Source organism: Weizmannia sp. FSL K6-3076, from assembly GCF_038007245.1.
In the GTDB taxonomy this organism is placed as follows: Bacteria; Bacillota; Bacilli; order Bacillales; family Bacillaceae_C; genus Weizmannia; species Weizmannia faecalis.
Map to the genome: position 1 here is coordinate 214,121 of NZ_JBBOWU010000001.1, position 17,166 is coordinate 231,286.

Sequence of the window (17,166 nt, forward strand, 5' to 3'; positions counted from 1 at the left end):
TTTATGAGCGGGATTGGAGGATCTTGGCATTGGACCATGAAATCTACGATGTAACCATTATTGGCGGCGGGCCGATTGGCTTGTTTACGGCGTTTTACAGCGGCATGCGGAAATTAAAGACGAAAGTGCTGGAGTCTAGCGGCCAGCTGGGCGGAAAAATCTCGATGTTTTATCCGGAAAAAACATTGCGGGATATTGGCGGGATCCGGAAAATAACAGGCGGGGATCTTGTGAAGGAACTGATCCGGCAGGCGGAAACTTTTTCGCCAACGATCCTTTTTCATCAGCATGTATCCGGTTTAAAGCGGCGCCCGGACGGCATCTTGATGTTAAGCACGGAAAACGGCGGCCTTCACCTGACAAAAACGGTTATCCTCACCGTCGGGGCGGGCATTTTTAAACCGATTAAGCTTGATATTCCGGGGGCAGAACGCTATGAATCCGGCAATCTCCATTATGCCGTCGACGACTTAAATCGCTTCCGCAACAAGCGGGTGCTGATTTCCGGCGGCGGAAATGCGGCAGTTGACTGGGCAAACGAACTGGCCGGGATCGCCGAAAGCATTACGATCGTCCACAGGCGGGAAGCATTCAGCGGGCATGAATACGATGTGTCCGAAATGGTGAAAAATGCACGCCTTTTTATCCCTTACTGCATTTCAGCCCTGCACGGGACTGGCAACAGGATCGAACGCGTTGCGGTGAAACACGCCGGGACGGGCGAAGAAATATGGCTTGAAGCCGATGAAGTTGTCGTGAACCACGGCATTCAGGGCGATTATGGCGGCATTTTAAACTGGGGCCTTAAAATGAAAGACGAGCGGATCGAGGTCAATGGCGCGATGGAAACGAATATACCCGGGATCTTCGCGGCAGGGGATGCGGCAACCTACCCGCACAAATTAAAATTGATTGCCGGGGGGTTTGCGGAAGGCCCGGTTGCTTTAAACAGCGCCGTCCGCTATATGTGCCCGGATGCAGAACCGATGGCCATGTATTCCACGCACCACGAAGATTTTGCAGATGAAAACGGCCGCGAAAAAGAAACACAGGCACGCTGAAAAAGGCCAAACAAATCATAAGGACGTTGGGTTGTGCCTCAACGTCTTTTTTGTATGCACTGAAAAGCAAAATGTGCATCCGCTCCTTTCTGTCCGCACATGGCGGTAATTGAATAGGGAAACGGCGGATATCATGACCCGCCGTCTGTTCATGCGCTGCGCTTGTTATTTTTAAATTCGCACCGCACCACTAAAAGGGTTGCGTAAGATTGTATTTCCTTTTTGTGTTTTCTCAGGTCTTCAAAGTCATGAAGCGGAGGGGCCGGGGCAGAATCATCTTTTGAAAAACCAATGGCTCCTAAAATCTTTTTGCCGCTTGCCGATTCCGCGCTGTCAACGCCGCTCAGGGAAAACGCGTTGATGTCTTTATCCCCTGCTTGCGGGAAAGTTTTAAATGTGCTGAAAGTGGTATTGCCTTTCCCTGTATAAATGCCTTCGATGATCTTATAACGTTTGCTGTTTTCGCTTACCGGAGAGGCTGTGAACATAATTGTCCCTTTCTTTCCCGCTTCCCCTTCTAGTTCAAAAAGATCGCCATTCACCAATTTTCCGTACTTGTATTCTTCCAGCCAGATTCTAACGGATTTATATTTGTGAGGATCAACACGGTATTGATAAAGAAAAGAGTTGTCCGTTGAAGCGTGTAAAATGGCTTCTTCATTTGCCGTTAGTTTTGCCGGTTTAAATGTGTTGGCATTGGCAGGCTTCCCGCTTTTCCCAAGCAGATTCCATCCGGTGAGAACACAGAGCAACAGCAGGGCCAAGCATGCAAACAAAACTTTTTTCATAAAACACCTCCCTAGCTTATTTTATCATTAAAATTGAAATGTTTTAAATACTTTTTGGAAAGGAAAACGCCGCTCATACGGATGTTTTTACGATCAGGCGGTTTGCCGGCTATATAAGTTGAACTTAACATTACTACTCCTTATGCGTTGCCAAAAGCCATATCTAACCTTGAATTTTGACGAGAAAAATCTATGTACGGTTTGCTGAATAAGCAAAATTCATAGATGTGGGCAAGGATGCTGACAGCTTAGGAAAAAATTTAAATGCAAGGGTTTTATGAAAGACCCATGAAAAAGTTGATCCAACGTATAGAGAAGACAGAATCGCATTTTCGCAGATGGATTCTTCTAGATCTTGCTGACAAATTGGGTACAAACGCAGAATCGGATTCGTTCAGCAAACCCTATGTTCATTTTATAGAGGATGAAATGGAAAAAGAAAGGGTATCCTATTTTTGGAAAAGAACAGAACGGGGTGGAAAGGTGAAACGCATCATCATTATACTGCTCAGTACCGGCATGATGTTGCTTTTGGCCGGGCTTATGGTCTATTTTATTATAAAGCATGATACATTGCGGTGGGGAATTGCGGCCGGCGGGATTGTGTTAAGTACGCTGCCGCTCGGCTTATTATTTTTAAAACATAACCGAATCAATACGCCCTCGATTATTGGCTGGTATATTTTCGTGATTTGCTCCATCTGCCTCGGTTCGATCGCCGGATTTTACGGGCGTTTTTCGTGGTGGGACACGTCCGTTCACTTTTATAAGGGCATTTTTACAGCTTGTATCGGCGTTACGCTGTATAAAATACTGGTTCCGGAGGCGGCAAGGCGGGGCATGTCGCGCTTGATTCCCGCATTGTTTGCCCTCGGGCTTGCGATAACAGGGAGCGTTCTTTGGGAGATGTATGAATTTTTGGGGGATGTAATTGCCTCCCATACGATGCAGCGTGGCGGCAATACCGATACGATGGTGGACTTGCTGGCCGGATTTTTTGGCGGGGTGCTGATTGCGATATATACTGGATTCAGGAAACAAAATGTATAAGAAAGAAAGTGGAAATATGGACCGGAAAATTGTGTTTGGAATCAGCTTGGTTTATGTACTGTGGATGGCCGTTTTATGCGCCATGCAATATACGGCCGGCGCGTCCTGGAAGGCTGCGGTCGCTGCGGGCGGGGTGATCTCGGGCGCAATTCCGCTTATCCTTTCGTGGGTTCCGCGCCTTCGGTTCCACCTGCCCCTTGTCATTTCTTATTTTCTTTTTTTAACCGGCTCCCAATATTTCGGATCGATCCGTGGCTGGTACGGCTTAGGCTGGTGGGACACCTTCCTGCATTTCGTGAGTGGCCTTCTTCTTGGATTTGCCGCGATCGCACTTTATGAACGGCTTGTGCACCGGGATGCGGGCAAGGCGATCTCCGCATGGTTTGTATTTTTATTTGTGCTTGGGTTTGCCGCGCTTGGCGGTGTAATGTGGGAGATCTATGAGTTTTCGGGTGACCAATTTTTTGGCACTACTTTGCAGGGCGGCGGAAACAAGGATACGATGACCGATTTGATTGCAGATGTGCTCGGCGGCCTGGTTGTGGCAACAGGGTCCGGGATACGAACGAAACGAAAGTGAGAAACAAAAACCAGCATGCCGCATGCGTGTGGAGCCCTGTGTTTCTGGACCTTTAAGAATGGTGGAATTTTAAAAAAATCTGCGGTTTTCAAGAAACCGGCGAAATAGAAATGGCTTGAGGAAATAAAGCGGAACCAAAAATCAATGGAAAGCGGATCTGAAAAACCAGCCATTTTCCAAAAACCAATGAAAAATGGCAAAACTGCGGAAAGATCATCCGGGACACCGGCGAAAAGGAAGAAAAAATTGGCACATCATGAATCCCGGCTATCCAACCGGGATGTTTTTTCAATTATTTTCCCCCACCGGAAAGCTTTTGGTGTATAATTCAACAATGGGCAAGTACGGAAGCATTCGAATTTTTGTTGAAAGTGAGTGATCCCCGTGGGACGCAAATGGAATAATATAAAAGATAAAAAAGCAGCAAGGGATGCCAATACGAGCCGCATTTATGCGAAATTCGGCCGCGAAATCTATGTTGCTGCGAAACAGGGTGTGCCGGATCCGGTGGCAAACAGCGCATTAAAAATGGTGCTCGAGCGTGCCAAAACATACAGCGTGCCGAAAGCGATCATTGACCGCGCGATTGAAAAAGCAAAAGGCGGCGCTGATGAAAACTATGACGAGCTGCGTTATGAAGGCTTCGGCCCGGGCGGCTCGATGATCATTGTCGATACGTTAACGAACAATGTCAACCGGACCGCCTCCGAAGTGCGCGCCGCTTTCGGGAAAAACGGCGGCAATATGGGGGTGAGCGGTTCAGTCGCGTATATGTTTGATAAAACGGCAGTCTTTGGCATTGAAGGGAAAACAGCGGATGAAGTGCTGGAACTTTTGCTTGAAGCTGATATTGATGTCCGCGATGTCTTTGAAGAAGACGGTGCCGTTATTGTTTACGCGGAACCGGACCAGTTTCATGCGGTTCAGGAAGCTTTTGAAAATGCCGGCATTACGGAATTTACCGTTGCCGAACTGACAATGTTGCCGCAAAACGAAGTCACATTACCGGATGAGGACCGGGAGAAATTCGAAAAACTGATTGATGTGCTGGAAGACCTGGAAGATGTCCAGCAAATTTACCATAATGTCAATTTAGATGATTAATTAAGATGGACGGCGGGGTGATCCCGCCTTTTTTTCGTATAAGCAAATTTCTTTGAAAGTAAGGCCCTGGTGTGTGAGCACATTTTCCTGCAAGCACGCGAATTTTGTCACATTACAAAACTCGTATCAATAGACGCAAGAAAACTGAACCGGTATAATAAGAATACAATTTATTGTACATAATAGAGGGGATATTCTGTGAGCGAACATCCGAATATACATGTGGGCGGTCTTCAATTTGAATGGGAATTGGAAAAAGGAAGATTCATTTTCGAAGGGGAGGATGCAGTCCTTTTCTGGATTCCAACCGCGATGCGCGATCTGTTTACTACAATTGAAGAAATATCCGGGGAAGAAGCATCCAATGTTGTCTTTGAAACAGCGGGTTTCCGTCAAGGATTGCTCGTTGCCAACTATTTTAATAGAATCAAAGATTTCGATGTGAAAAAGGCGTCTGAACTCATTACCACTACTTACGCATCAGCGGGCTGGGGAAGAGCCGTGATGAAAGACATGAACTTTGATCAGAAGACATTGACGATTGAGCTGAAAGACAGCTGGGAGCATAAAATCAATGTGGCCCAGGGAAAGAAAACGGGCAGCAATTTTCTGCCTGCCCACTACGCTGGTATTTTTACCGGACTGTTCCATACAAATATATGGTATAAAGTCGTCCGGTATCAGATCGAAGGCCACGACTCCACGATCATTGAGTATTTCCCGTCGGATATCACGGTGTCACATAATATTCACCAGCTGGCGCGGAAAAAAGAAGCTGAGCAGATTATTCAGCTGGAGGCGCTCGTCGAAGATAAGACGCGGGAGCTGAAAGAACTCATCAAGCAGCTGTCCTCACCGATTATTCCGATTTTAGACGGCATTGTCGTCGTGCCTTTAATCGGGAAATATGACGATGAACGTGCCGAAGAGCTGGTAGAAAAAACATTGAAAAATTTGCCGCAGTACAAAGCAAAGTATTTGGTGCTTGATTTAACGGCACTCGATGTGGAAGACGATCCGCACAGCATCCAGTTTATTGAAAATATCGGAAAAGCATCTTCCTTAATCGGCACGCAAACGATCCTTGTCGGTATATCGCCGTCCATGAGCATGACCATTTCTTCTTCCGGGCTTGATTTCAGCCAGTTTGACTGCTTCCAGACGTTGCAGCACAGCATCCACTATGCGCTCGGACAATTGGGGAGGAAAATACTCTGATTGGCAAGGCCTGAAAAATCTGTTTCAAAAAGCGGGAGATTTGTTTCCCGCTTTTTTTATTTTTTACCGGGAAGATTCAACACAAATCGAGGAAATTCGGCTTATTTTTTTATTGAAATTTTCGAATGATTGTTTATAATGAAATTAACATACTAACCGGTTAGTCAACGGGGAGGGGATGAATCATATGGATTTTGATTACTCACCAAAAGTGAAGGCACTGATTTCAAAGCTTGAGCGTTTTATGGAAGAAAACGTCTATCCGGGTGAAAAGATCTTTGAGGAACAACTGAATGCACAGGAAACACGGTGGGCTGCTGTTCCGCCGATTATGGAAGAATTGAAGGCAAAAGCAAAGCAGGAAGGGCTTTGGAATTTGTTTTTGCCGGACAATGAATACGGGGCCGGGCTTTCGAACCTCGAGTATGCCCCGCTTTGTGAAATCATGGGAAGATCCATCATCGCCCCCGAAGTATTCAACTGCAATGCACCCGATACCGGAAATATGGAAGTGCTTGCCCGGTACGGAAGTGATGAGCAGAAAGAAAAATGGCTAAAACCGCTTTTAAACGGCGAGATCCGTTCGTGTTTTTCTATGACAGAGCCGGATACTGCTTCAAGTGATGCGACCAATATTTCATGCAGCATTGTACGTGACGGTGATGAATATATTGTGAACGGGCGGAAATGGTGGTCATCAGGCGCCGGCGACCCGAGGTGCAAAATTGCGATTGTCATGGGAAAAACCAATCCGGATGCACCGCGGCACGAACAGCAGTCTATGATTCTCGTACCGCTCGATACACCAGGCGTGAAGATTGAGCGGATGCTCCCGGTTTTCGGTTATGATGATGCACCGCACGGCCATGCGGAAATTACATACGAAAACGTGCGGGTGCCGGCTGAAAATATCATTTGGGGGGAAGGAAAAGGGTTTGCGATTGCGCAAGGGCGGCTTGGGCCGGGCAGAATCCATCACTGTATGCGGCTGATTGGAGCTGCGGAGCGTGCACTTGAACTTTTATGCAAGCGCATACAAAACCGTGCGCCGTTTGGTAAGCCGCTCGCGGAACAGGGCGTCATCCGCCAGTGGGTGGCCGAGTCGCGTATTGAAATCGAGCAGGCACGACTTCTCACATTGAAAGCAGCGTATAGGATGGACACGGTCGGCAATAAAGTGGCGAGAAAGGAAATTGCAATGATTAAAGCAGTGGCACCGCGGATGGCGCTTGCTGTTATCGACCGCACCATCCAAGCGTTCGGCGGCGCCGGCGTTTCGGACGATTTTCCGCTCGCCCGGCTGTGGGCCAACGCGCGCACATTGCGGCTTGCAGACGGCCCGGATGAAGTCCACCTCGACCAGATTGCAAGGCTTGAGATAAAACCATACCAGGAAAGGGGATCAGCCGATGAACGTGTTAGAACTGTTTAGTTTAAAAGGAAAAACCGCCATCGTGACAGGCGGCGGCAGGGGGCTCGGTGAACAAATCGCGCGGGCATTTGCGGAAGTGGGGGCGGATGTCGTGCTTTGCTCCAGAAAAAAAGCGGCATGCGAAGAAGCGGCTGCACGCATCGAATCTCTCGGAGTGAAAACGCTTGTAATGGAGTGTGACATTACAAATCGTGCCCAGGTTGATGAAGTAGTCGCGGAAACCGTGAAGCAGTTTGGCAAAATTGACATCCTCGTCAATAATTCCGGCGCGACTTGGGGGGCGCCTGCCGAAGATATGCCGATTGAGGCGTGGGAAAAAGTGATCAGCACGAATGTGACCGGCACTTTCCATATGAGCCAGGCAGCCGGAAAAGTCATGATCAAACAGGGGCGCGGCAAGATTATCAATATTGCCTCCATTGCCGGGCTTGGCGGCGTCGATCCGCGCATCATGGACACGATCGGTTACAACACAAGTAAAGGTGCGGTCATCACGTTTACAAAAGATCTCGCTGCCAAATGGGGCAGATACGGCATCAATGTGAATGCGATTGCGCCGGGCTTTTTCCCGACAAAAATGGCCAAAGTCATCATTGAACGCGGCAAAAATCCGATATTGGAAGCAACGCCGCTCGGCCGATTCGGAAATGATCAGGATTTAAAAGGTGCAGCTGTTTTTCTAGCATCCCAAGCTTCGGACTATGTGACAGGGGATGTGCTGCTCGTCGATGGCGGCATGCATGTGCTTTAAAAACCGACATGCCGGGCGGTAATCGGTGCCTTATTAAGCCTAGGGAAACAGTCCATTTGGCAATGAAAAACAAGGGGGATTTGGAATGGAAAACAAAGTATGGCATGCTGTCTATACCGATGATATTCCGAAAGAAATTGAAGTGCCGGATACGCCGCTGTACCAAATACTTGTTACTGCAGCCGAAAAGCACCCGGACCGCACTGCCCTCTCTTTTTACGGCAGAAAGACGACCTATGCGGAACTTTACAAAGCATCGCTTGCCTTTGCTTCCGTCCTTCAGAAAAGAGGCGTGCAAAAAGGCAGCAGAGTGGCGATCACGCTGCCGAACTGCCCGCAGTATGTCGTGTCCTATTACGGTGTGCTAATGGCAGGTGCTGTGATTGTCCAGATCAATCCGATGCTCGTCGAACCGGAGATCAGGCATATATTAAATGACTCAGGCGCAGAAACCATCATTGTCCTGGATGATTTGTACCCGAAAGTGCAGGCCGTCCGCCCGGAAACATCCTTGAAAAATGTTGTCACAGCCAGTTTTAAGCCGGCAGCCGGCCCTTTGGATGATGCTGAACCCTTTGATGCCTTTTTACAGGCAGGCACGGATTACAACCCTCCTGCGCTCGACCCCCGGGAGGATATTGCCGTACTCCAGTATACGGGCGGCACCACTGGCCGGTCAAAGGGTGCGAGGCTGACCCACCGAAACCTTCTTGCCAATCTGGTGCAAACCTATGCATTTTTCAAACCGGTCATGGGGCCGGGAGAAGAACGGATTTTGACCGTTATTCCGCTTTTCCACGTGTTTGGCATGACATGTGCCATGAACTATGTAATCTACACCGGTTCGGAATCGATCATGCTGCCGCGTTTTGATCTTGAAGAAGTTCTCCAGACCATCAAGGAAACGCAGCCAACCTATTTTCCGGGTGTCCCGACGATGTATGTTGCCATCACGAACCACCCGAAAGCGATGGAGTACGGGCTGGATTCCATTAAGACCTGCAACAGCGGGAGTGCACCGATGCCGCTCGGACTTTTGCGCCAGTTTGAAGAAAAAACGGGGGGGCGTCATTGTCGAGGGGTATGGCCTTTCGGAAGCTTCCCCGGTTACACACTGCAATCCGGTTTTCGGAAAACGCAAGCCGGGCAGCATTGGGATCGCGATACCATCAACAGATTATAAAATCGTCGATGTTGCAACCGGCACGGAGGAACTGAAACCGGGCGAAGTGGGCGAACTGATTGTAAAAGGCCCGCAAGTGATGAAAGGGTATTGGAACATGCCGGAAGAAACGGCGGAAGCACTTCGGGATGGCTGGCTGTACACCGGCGATATCGCGAAAATGGATGAGGAAGGGTACGCTTATATTGTTGACCGCAAAAAAGATATGATCATTGCAAGCGGCTATAACGTGTACCCGCGCGATGTCGAGGAGGTGCTGTATGCGCATCCCGCCGTCCAGGAAGCAGTGGTGATCGGTGTGCCGGATCCATACCGGGGGGAGACCGTTAAGGCATTTGTCGTGTTAAAAGAAGGGCAGAAGATGACGGAAGAAGCACTGAGCGAATATTGCAGCGCCCATCTCGCCCCGTATAAACGCCCGAAGATCATAGAGTTCCGTGATGCGTTACCGAAAACAAATGTCGGGAAAATTTTGCGCCGCAAGCTGCGCGAAGAAGAAAAGAAAGTGCGCGAGTAAGAGCAGAAACGTGAAGCCGGGCATGTGATATAATTTTCTTAATATAGTAATAGATGGAGAGGACCGGCATGAAAGCGAAGATTACGGAACACAGCATACGCTTGTTTGAACAAAAAGGCTTCACGGAGACATCCATTCAGGACATCGTCGACAGCATCGGCGCGACAAAAGGCACGTTTTACTATTATTTTTCCAGCAAAGAACAACTTTTGATGGACATTCATATGGACTATATTACGAAACTTTTGGAAAAACAGAAGGCCATTCTCTCGGAAAACGCATCGTGCAAGGCAAAACTGCATGCGCTTGTCCTGATGCTGCTTGAAAGCATCAAAACGGAAAAAGCAAAAGCCCTGATCTTTTTCCGGGAGATCAAAAATTTAAGCGGTGAAAAGCTCGAACTGATTTTACAAAAACGCGAAGCTTTCCGCCTCGGGGTTGAAAAGCTGATCCGGGAAGGCATTGAGATCGGCGAGTTTGCGGAGCATCTGGACGCGAATCTTACTTCCTTTGCCATTCTCGGCATGGTGAACTGGAGCTACCAGTGGTTTAACCCGGAAGGTCGGAAATCGGCGGCAGAAGTGGCAGAACTGTTCATGGATATCGTCCTGCACGGGATTGAAAAAGCATAGAACCATGCAGCTGTCGTAATGGTGTTGTTTTGAGATCGAGCAAGCGGGCTGAACGGATTGAAAAAGCACATTACGTTACGGCGGCTGTATTTGAGAATGGCTTTGAGAAATAGAGGTTTAGTATCGGAATTATTCATAGCCAGGATCCTGGGATGTGCATCACCTACAGCTTCCGCAATGAGTTTGTATTGAGCGAGCTGCATGGGATGAAAAAGCGCATCACGTTATCGCAGCTGACAGAAAATGGCCTTGTGAAAAGAAGGGATTGCAGCAGCGGATCAATCATGGCCAGGACTTGGAAGGTGCAACACCCTACAGCTTTCGCAATGAGTTTGTATTGAGCGAGCTGCATGGGATGAAAAAGCGCATCACGTTACCGCAGCTGACAGAAAATGGCCTTGTGAAAAGAAGGGGTTACAGCAGCGGATCAATCATGGCCAGGACCTTGCAAGGTTGTAAAACCGTACAACTGCTGTAATGAGATTGTATTGCGGGACTGCACGAAATCGAAAAAGTGCATTACAATGCGGCAGCTGGAATTGGGGACGGCCTTGTGATGAGCAGACTGCACGGGATGAAAAAGCGCATCACATTGCGGCAGCTGTGACAAGAAATGGTCTTGGGAAAAAAAGGGATTGTAGCAACGGATCAATCATGGTCAGGACCTTGCAAGGTTGTAAATCTACAGCTACCGTAATGGTGTTCAAGCAAAAGGGAGGGATTTTTTTGCATGAATTGAAATTACGGACACGCTTTTGCGAAACAGATGCTATCGGACATATTAACAACACCAGTTACTTCATCTACTTGGAAGATGCCCGTTTGAAATTTTTTGAAAGCATTGGTGCAAGCGTAGAAATAAAAGATTTCAATATTATTTTAGCTTCAGTAAAATGCGATTTTGTCAGCCAGGCGTTTTATAATGAAGAACTCACGATCAGGACCGGTGTGGCAAAGCTCGGCAATACGAGCTGTGAACTGGCTCATGAAATTCTGGATGCAGAAACCGGCCGCTTGATCGCAAGGGGGAAAGCGGTTGTCGTTTTTTTTGACTTTGATAAGCAGCAATCCCGCCCGATTCCAGATGACATAAGGGGCATCCTGGAAAAGCATTTGCAGACGGCGATGTGAAAAACGATCTGCCTATTACGGGATACAAGGGGGAGAGGAAAAATGCATTCAGACACAATTCCGGTCCGCAAAGGGGAAGAACTGGACTTAACCAGGCTGCAGGAATACCTGCAGAAGAAGTTTCCGCAAATGCCGAATGTACCGCTTGGAATCGCACAATTTTCAGCAGGCCGTTCGAATTTGACCTATCAATTAAAAGCAGGTTCGTGGGAAGCAGTGCTCAGGCGCCCGCCGCTTGGCCCGGTTGCCCCGAAAGCGCATGACATGGGGCGCGAATTTCGCGTGCTGAAGGCGCTCCGGCCATTTTTCACACCGGCGCCGGAAGTGTTGCTTTTCGAGGAGGACCCGTCTGTGATCGGCGCTCCGTTTTTTCTCATGGAAAGAAAGCATGGTATTGTGCTTGACACCGCTTTTCCGCCGGGAGTGGAGCCGACAAAGGAGACGTGCCGGCGGATTTCCGGTATCATGGTTGACCGGCTTGTGGAACTGCATGCGATCCCATATGAAAAGACAGAGCTCCTTTCCATGTCAAAGCCGGATGGTTTTCTCGAACGCCAGGTGAACGGCTGGATTGAGCGCTACCTGCGTGCGAAGACGGATGAAATTCCGGAAGCAGAGCCGCTCATCCATTATTTGCGTGATCATATTCCGCCGCAACAAGGTGCAGCCGTGATTCATTATGATTATAAGCTGAATAACGCCATGTTTAACGAAGATTTTTCGGAAATGACTGGCCTGTTTGACTGGGAAATGGCGACCATCGGCGACCCGCTCGCAGATCTTGGCGCTGCGCTCAGCTACTGGACGGAAAAAGATGACCCGGATTTGATCAAAAATGGGCTCGGTGAACCGTCCGTCACGACGCTGGACGGCTTTATGACACGCCGCGAGTTTGTCGAAGCCTATGCGAAAAAAAGCGGGCGCGACGTCTCGAACATCGATTATTACTTGATTTTCGGTTACTTTAAGCTCGCCGGCATTTGCCAGCAAATCTACTACCGCTACAAACGCGGCCAGACACAAGACCAGCGTTTCGCCCATTTCGGCAACGTCGTCCGCAGCCTGATCCGTCACGCGGTGGAAGTGGCGGAAAGGGTGTGATTGGGGATTTTTCTTATAATGGGTGAAGGTGGATTCACGTTGTAGTTAAGACTTCCGGATCTGATTCTTTCCCGCAGTTAACTTTTGTTTGATTGGCATTTGGATTGTGCGTAACAAGGGCTTTGTATGAGCTTCTGTTACGTTTTTTTATGACCTGATTGTCGCTCCATTAAATTTTTGTCAACTGACAGGGTCAGCTTATCGTATGAAACATTTCAGCATGCTTCCTGACATCAAAATTATGTAAAAATGAGTAAGTCAGAGGTATTCTTTTTTAATTACAAAATCAAGAATACTCATGTCGGCGAAACAAATTTTGCAATCATAAAACGAGAAAAATCATCTGAAAAATCGTAAACTATTACTCGAAGGGAGATGGAGCTATGGAAGACTACTTGATGTACTTGAATGGTGAGTGGACAGGGGAAGGACTGCCAAAAATTAAAGTGGACAACCCTGCGTCCGGCGAAGTGATTGCGACGATTCCAAAAGGCGGAGAAAAGGAAGCCAGGCTTGCTGTGGATGCGGCGCATACGGCTTTTCCGGCGTGGGCGGCGCTTTCTGCCTATGAACGAAGTGCTTACCTCCGCACGTGGTTTGAACTGATCCGCGAAAATGAAAATGAGCTTGCCAGGACGATGACCATTGAACAGGGCAAGCCGCTAAAGGAAGCACTCGGTGAAATGCGTTACGCAAATGGCTTTATCGAGTGGTTTGCCGAAGAAGGAAAGCGTGTGTATGGCGAAACGATTCCGGCATCCACCACCAATAAACGCCTGTTTGTCCATAAACAGCCGGTCGGCGTTGTCGCGGCCATTACCCCGTGGAATTTCCCGGCTGCCATGATTACCCGCAAAGTTGCGCCTGCGCTTGCTGCCGGCTGCACCGTTGTCATCAAGCCGGCAAAACAGACACCACTTACTGCTTTGAAGCTTGCTGAGCTTGCTGCAAAAGCCGGCATTCCGAAAGGCGTCATCAATGTAATAACCGGGAGTGCGAAGGAAATCGGGGACACTTGGCTTGCCGATGAACGCGTCCGCAAACTTACTTTTACCGGATCGACCGAAATCGGGAAAGAGCTGATGCGCGGCTCAGCTGACACAGTGAAAAAAGTGTCGCTTGAACTTGGTGGGCATGCACCGGTGATCATCACAAAACATGCGGACCTCGATAAAGCTGTAGAGGGCACGGTTGCAGCAAAATTCCGCAACGCCGGTCAGACTTGTGTGTGCTCGAACCGCATTTATGTACAGGAAGAAGTGTATGAAGCTTTTACCAAGAAATTTACAGAAAAAGTGAAAGCACTCCGTGTTGGGGACGGCCTTGCAGAAGGAACGGATATCGGTCCGCTGATTGACCGGAATGCGGTTGAAAAAGTAGAACATCACGTCAAAGATGCAGTGGAAAAAGGGGCTACCGTGGAAACAGGCGGCAGCGCGAAAGATGGGTTGTTCTTTGAGCCGACAGTCATTTCCAATGTTACCGATGATATGATATGCATGAATGAAGAAACATTCGGGCCGCTTGCACCGGTAACGAAATTTACGGATATTGATGAAGCAATTCGGCGTGCCAATGATTCCATTTACGGTCTTGCTGCGTATGTGTTCACGGAAAATATTTCAGAAGGCATTCAAATTGCAGAGGGGCTGGAATATGGCATTGTCGGGCTGAACGACGGGCTTCCGTCCACGCCGCAGGCCCCATTCGGCGGTTTCAAGCAGAGTGGTCTCGGCAGGGAAGGCGGCCGTTACGGCATCGAAGAATTTTTGGAAGTCAAATATATTTCGCTCGGTTTATAAGTACCTGGATCGGCCTGCAGGAAAAAAGTGGGATCTCTAAAAATGGGGATCCCACTTTTTTGATCCTAAACCAGTTGCGGTACTTGGCTCGAATGTTTTTGAGGCAGATCCGGGGAAGTGGTCCAAAGGTCTTTTACAGGCTTTCAAAAAGACAAAAAGGGATCAGGCCAGAGCTCAAAATGTCCCCTAGAAGCCGTCAAAAAGACAAAAAGGAATGGGATCCGCCCCCAAATGTCTTTTTAAGACGTTTAAAAAGACAAAAAGGATCTGGGCAGTGGTCCAAGTGTCCTTTAGAGGCCTTCTAAAAGACAAAAGGAAATGATTCCCACCCTGAAATGTCCCCTAGAACACTTCAAAAAGACAAAAAGGAGGTGGGACCGAGTCCAAATGTCTTTTTAAAACGTTCAAAAAGACAAAAAAGGATCCGGGCGGAGGTCCAAATGTCCTTTAGAGACCTTCAAAAAGACAAAAGGCAATGATTCTCGCCCCAAGATGTCCCCTAGACGCCTTCAAAAAGACAAAAAGGAGTGGGGATCGAGCCCAAATGTCTTTTTAAGATGCTCAAAAAGACAAAAAGGATCTGGGTAGTGGTCCAAGTGTCCTTTAGAAGCCTTCAAAAAGACAAAACGGGGGTGGGACTGAGTCAAAATGTCTTTTTAAAACGTTCAAAAAGACAAAAAAGGATCCGTACGATGGTCCCAATGTTTTTTAGAGGTCTTTAAAAAGACAAAAGGCAACAAATTTCCCGGGAAAGCGTCCTTTATGGTGAAAGGAAAATAACACAATTGGTCGGGAAAAGTATTCGCAACTTAATGAGAGAAAAATTGCGATAACATTACTGGCACGAGTGCTATGAAAGACATGTCACAACAAATTTCCGGGCATTGGCATCAAGGAAGACAAAATGTCTTTTACTCGAGAAGGGGCGCAAAGTCGGCAAAAACTTTGTATAGAAATGTCTTTCCACGCCCGCATTCATGACAAAAGACACCAAGTTTCCCCGGGAAATGATCTTCAAACGATGATGAAAAGGAAGGATCCAGGGCTTGCTGAATCAGCAAAATCTCGGACGGGCAAGGATCCCAAGGGTTTTGCCGAACTTTAAATGCAAGGGTTTCAAAAAGATGTAGAAAAAACTTTGCACTCGAAAGCCATTTCATCCCCTTTTTTGCAGATATCGCTTCTATTGGTGGCAAACATGAAGGCTGGACTTGCAGGGTGAATCGGATAAGAAGCTATTATCCGATTCATTCGGCAAGTCTTGCTTAGATTCTCTCTTTATTTATGAACAATCCAAGCATTACAGCAGTACGCATTTGTCTTTGCCCCTGATCCGTTTTGCATTTTGAAACCCGCTGATTTCTACATTTTTCAAAATAACATTTTTTGCGCGGTACTGGATGGCGACAACAGGATTTCCCTTGAAATCATAATCCGGGTCGCCAAGCGCAGTCAGCCCGTTAATTACAACGTTTCGGTAAGCGGAAACAACGAGGCTGCGCGGCGTTGAACCTTCATATAAATCCGTAAACACCGGTGCGACAGAAACTAGATTGGCCGCCACAATATGGTTCGCGCTTTTCGAATCGGCATCTTTGCCTTTATGGTGGCCGATATGCCGGAAGTTAAAAGAGCGGTTGTCGCGGACAGAAAGATGGCCATACAAATGCACATGAGAAGCAGCCGATGCATTGTGGTGGGCTTTGATTTCAACACCTCCGAAACAGCCGCTTGATGCATTATTGCAAAGCCATACATGGCGCGAGCCGTCATCAATCTCAATGCCATTGGAGTTGGAAAACCCTTTTTTGTGGGCCCTTCCACTTGGGTTGTAACAGAAAGAATTTGAAATAAAACAATAGTCGCTATGGTGGGTGGTAATCCCGTCATCACCGAATCCGCTTGCCGTGAGCCCGTCCAGCCAGATATAGCGGCTCCTTCCTGGGGCGAGAAAGCCGTCTCCCAAATAATGATAACGGGCAGAGGATACATCAAAACCGTGCAGTCCGGCCCCCGCCGCCTCCACATTTTTCACCCAGCCGAACGTGACGTGCGCAAAAGTCAGACAGCTTGAACGGTTATTTCCTGCTGCCGTTCTTTCCTCTTGCCCGAGCCTTTCGACATTCCAATCGAGCGTGAGCCCCTCCACCGATATATGGTGATTGCCACGATGAAAATGGGCATTTTGGATGAGACGCGTTTTTTTCGGTGCATGCGGATGGAGTTTGATGATGGTTACGCCTTTTCCGCTGCCGCAAAGGCATGTCCATGAAGGCAGCTTAAGCCCCTTTACAAGATAAACGCCTTCCGGTACGATCACTTTCACGCGGCCGTTTCCCAGTGCTTTTTGGAATGCCGCTGTGCAGTCGGTTTTTCCATCGCCGGCAGCCCCGAAATCTGCCACATTGACTGTACGGGATGCCACAGACAGCAGCCGGCTGTATTCTTGATCCAATATCGTTTTCCATTCCGGGTAGACAAGGCCGTTCTGATCTGCAAGGGTTTTATACGGTTCAACCGGATATCTCCGGTTCAGCAGCAGCCGTGAAAGGGAAAACGGTTTGTGAAATTCCGGCTGGCAGTATTTTTGAAAAAGCGCTTCATTTTCCTGGATTAGGGTACCCGGCTGGACTGCCCTGCGTGAAAGCTGGCGCAGCAGCATGCCGTTTGTCCGGGGGTCATGATGCTTATCCAAATGAATCATTTTTTCACCCCGCTTTGCCTTCATTCAGTCTCTGTCATTGGATATATGTAGTTTACCCCCGCAGGTTGGAAAACGCACTGAAAAAGGAAGACTCTTTTCTAAATCATTGTTG

14 protein-coding genes and 1 pseudogene are annotated in these 17,166 nt (G+C 48.2%); 13 read left to right on the forward strand and 2 right to left on the reverse strand.

The genetic code is table 11. From position 1 onward, the window contains the following. Positions 1 to 23 precede the first annotated feature (23 nt). Positions 24 to 1,061 carry an NAD(P)/FAD-dependent oxidoreductase gene (locus NSS95_RS01090; RefSeq protein WP_029142570.1) on the forward strand — a complete coding sequence of 346 codons (1,038 nt, stop codon included), beginning with the start codon at positions 24 to 26 and terminating at the stop codon, positions 1,059 to 1,061. Positions 1,062 to 1,210: 149 nt separating this feature from the next. Here the strand turns inward: NSS95_RS01090 and NSS95_RS01095 are convergent, their stop codons facing one another. After that, positions 1,211 to 1,849 (reverse strand): hypothetical protein, encoded by a 639-nt coding sequence (locus NSS95_RS01095; protein ID WP_315957892.1) that lies wholly within the window; start codon positions 1,847 to 1,849, stop codon positions 1,211 to 1,213. A gap of 483 nt (positions 1,850 to 2,332) precedes the next feature. Between NSS95_RS01095 and NSS95_RS01100 the strand changes: the two genes are divergently transcribed. From NSS95_RS01100 to NSS95_RS01155, 12 genes and pseudogenes are all read left to right on the forward strand, one after another. After that, positions 2,333 to 2,899, forward strand: a complete 567-nt coding sequence (locus NSS95_RS01100) for a membrane-spanning protein (RefSeq protein WP_230951711.1) — start codon at positions 2,333 to 2,335, stop codon at positions 2,897 to 2,899. Continuing rightward, a complete protein-coding gene (locus NSS95_RS01105) occupies positions 2,892 to 3,479 on the forward strand; it encodes a hypothetical protein (RefSeq protein WP_014096372.1) in 588 nt (195 codons plus the stop codon). The genes NSS95_RS01100 and NSS95_RS01105 overlap by 8 nt, the downstream gene beginning before the upstream one ends. Before the next feature lie 384 nt (positions 3,480 to 3,863). Beyond that, on the forward strand, positions 3,864 to 4,583 hold the full coding sequence (locus NSS95_RS01110) for a YebC/PmpR family DNA-binding transcriptional regulator (protein WP_014096371.1): 720 nt from the start codon (positions 3,864 to 3,866) through the stop codon (positions 4,581 to 4,583). 198 nt (positions 4,584 to 4,781) lie between these two features. Further along, the gene (locus tag NSS95_RS01115) at positions 4,782 to 5,801 is read left to right on the forward strand and encodes an STAS domain-containing protein (protein ID WP_071452296.1); all 1,020 of its coding nucleotides are present in this window, start codon (positions 4,782 to 4,784) and stop codon (positions 5,799 to 5,801) included. A gap of 187 nt (positions 5,802 to 5,988) precedes the next feature. Beyond that, positions 5,989 to 7,233, forward strand: coding sequence for an acyl-CoA dehydrogenase (locus NSS95_RS01120; RefSeq protein ID WP_017550723.1), 1,245 nt, complete (start codon positions 5,989 to 5,991; stop codon positions 7,231 to 7,233). After that, on the forward strand, positions 7,211 to 7,984 hold the full coding sequence (locus NSS95_RS01125; RefSeq protein ID WP_104851102.1) for an SDR family oxidoreductase: 774 nt from the start codon (positions 7,211 to 7,213) through the stop codon (positions 7,982 to 7,984). The genes NSS95_RS01120 and NSS95_RS01125 overlap by 23 nt, the downstream gene beginning before the upstream one ends. 85 nt (positions 7,985 to 8,069) lie before the next feature. Next, positions 8,070 to 9,684, forward strand: a pseudogene (locus NSS95_RS01130) (long-chain-fatty-acid--CoA ligase). Between the two features lie 68 nt (positions 9,685 to 9,752). Further along, on the forward strand, positions 9,753 to 10,316 hold the full coding sequence (locus NSS95_RS01135) for a TetR/AcrR family transcriptional regulator (protein WP_017550721.1): 564 nt from the start codon (positions 9,753 to 9,755) through the stop codon (positions 10,314 to 10,316). 265 nt (positions 10,317 to 10,581) lie between these two features. Beyond that, positions 10,582 to 10,794, forward strand: a complete 213-nt coding sequence (locus NSS95_RS01140) for a hypothetical protein (protein ID WP_017550720.1) — start codon at positions 10,582 to 10,584, stop codon at positions 10,792 to 10,794. Positions 10,795 to 11,042: 248 nt separating this feature from the next. Next, positions 11,043 to 11,447, forward strand: a complete 405-nt coding sequence (locus NSS95_RS01145; protein ID WP_017550719.1) for an acyl-CoA thioesterase — start codon at positions 11,043 to 11,045, stop codon at positions 11,445 to 11,447. Between the two features lie 42 nt (positions 11,448 to 11,489). Beyond that, a complete protein-coding gene (locus NSS95_RS01150) occupies positions 11,490 to 12,548 on the forward strand; it encodes a phosphotransferase family protein (RefSeq protein ID WP_017550718.1) in 1,059 nt (352 codons plus the stop codon). Positions 12,549 to 12,931: 383 nt separating this feature from the next. Then, positions 12,932 to 14,350 carry an NAD-dependent succinate-semialdehyde dehydrogenase gene (locus tag NSS95_RS01155; RefSeq protein WP_017550717.1) on the forward strand — a complete coding sequence of 473 codons (1,419 nt, stop codon included), beginning with the start codon at positions 12,932 to 12,934 and terminating at the stop codon, positions 14,348 to 14,350. A gap of 1,300 nt (positions 14,351 to 15,650) precedes the next feature. On the opposite strand, the gene NSS95_RS01160 is transcribed toward NSS95_RS01155, so the two are convergent. Then, positions 15,651 to 17,054, reverse strand: coding sequence for a glycosyl hydrolase family 28-related protein (locus NSS95_RS01160; RefSeq protein WP_061565040.1), 1,404 nt, complete (start codon positions 17,052 to 17,054; stop codon positions 15,651 to 15,653). Between the last annotated feature and the right edge of the window lie 112 nt (positions 17,055 to 17,166).

Excerpts from the sequence above, each read along its gene's own strand:
- NSS95_RS01095 (WP_315957892.1), bottom strand. The coding sequence starts at position 1,849 with ATGAAAAAAGTTTTGTTTGCATGCTTGGCCCTGCTGTTGCTCTGTGTT.
- NSS95_RS01105 (WP_014096372.1), top strand. The coding sequence starts at position 2,892 with ATGTATAAGAAAGAAAGTGGAAATATGGACCGGAAAATTGTGTTTGGA.
- NSS95_RS01120 (WP_017550723.1), top strand. The coding sequence starts at position 5,989 with ATGGATTTTGATTACTCACCAAAAGTGAAGGCACTGATTTCAAAGCTT.
- NSS95_RS01125 (WP_104851102.1), top strand. The coding sequence starts at position 7,211 with ATGAACGTGTTAGAACTGTTTAGTTTAAAAGGAAAAACCGCCATCGTG.
- NSS95_RS01135 (WP_017550721.1), top strand. The coding sequence starts at position 9,753 with ATGAAAGCGAAGATTACGGAACACAGCATACGCTTGTTTGAACAAAAA.
- NSS95_RS01150 (WP_017550718.1), top strand. The coding sequence starts at position 11,490 with ATGCATTCAGACACAATTCCGGTCCGCAAAGGGGAAGAACTGGACTTA.
- NSS95_RS01155 (WP_017550717.1), top strand. The coding sequence starts at position 12,932 with ATGGAAGACTACTTGATGTACTTGAATGGTGAGTGGACAGGGGAAGGA.
- NSS95_RS01160 (WP_061565040.1), bottom strand. The coding sequence starts at position 17,054 with ATGATTCATTTGGATAAGCATCATGACCCCCGGACAAACGGCATGCTG.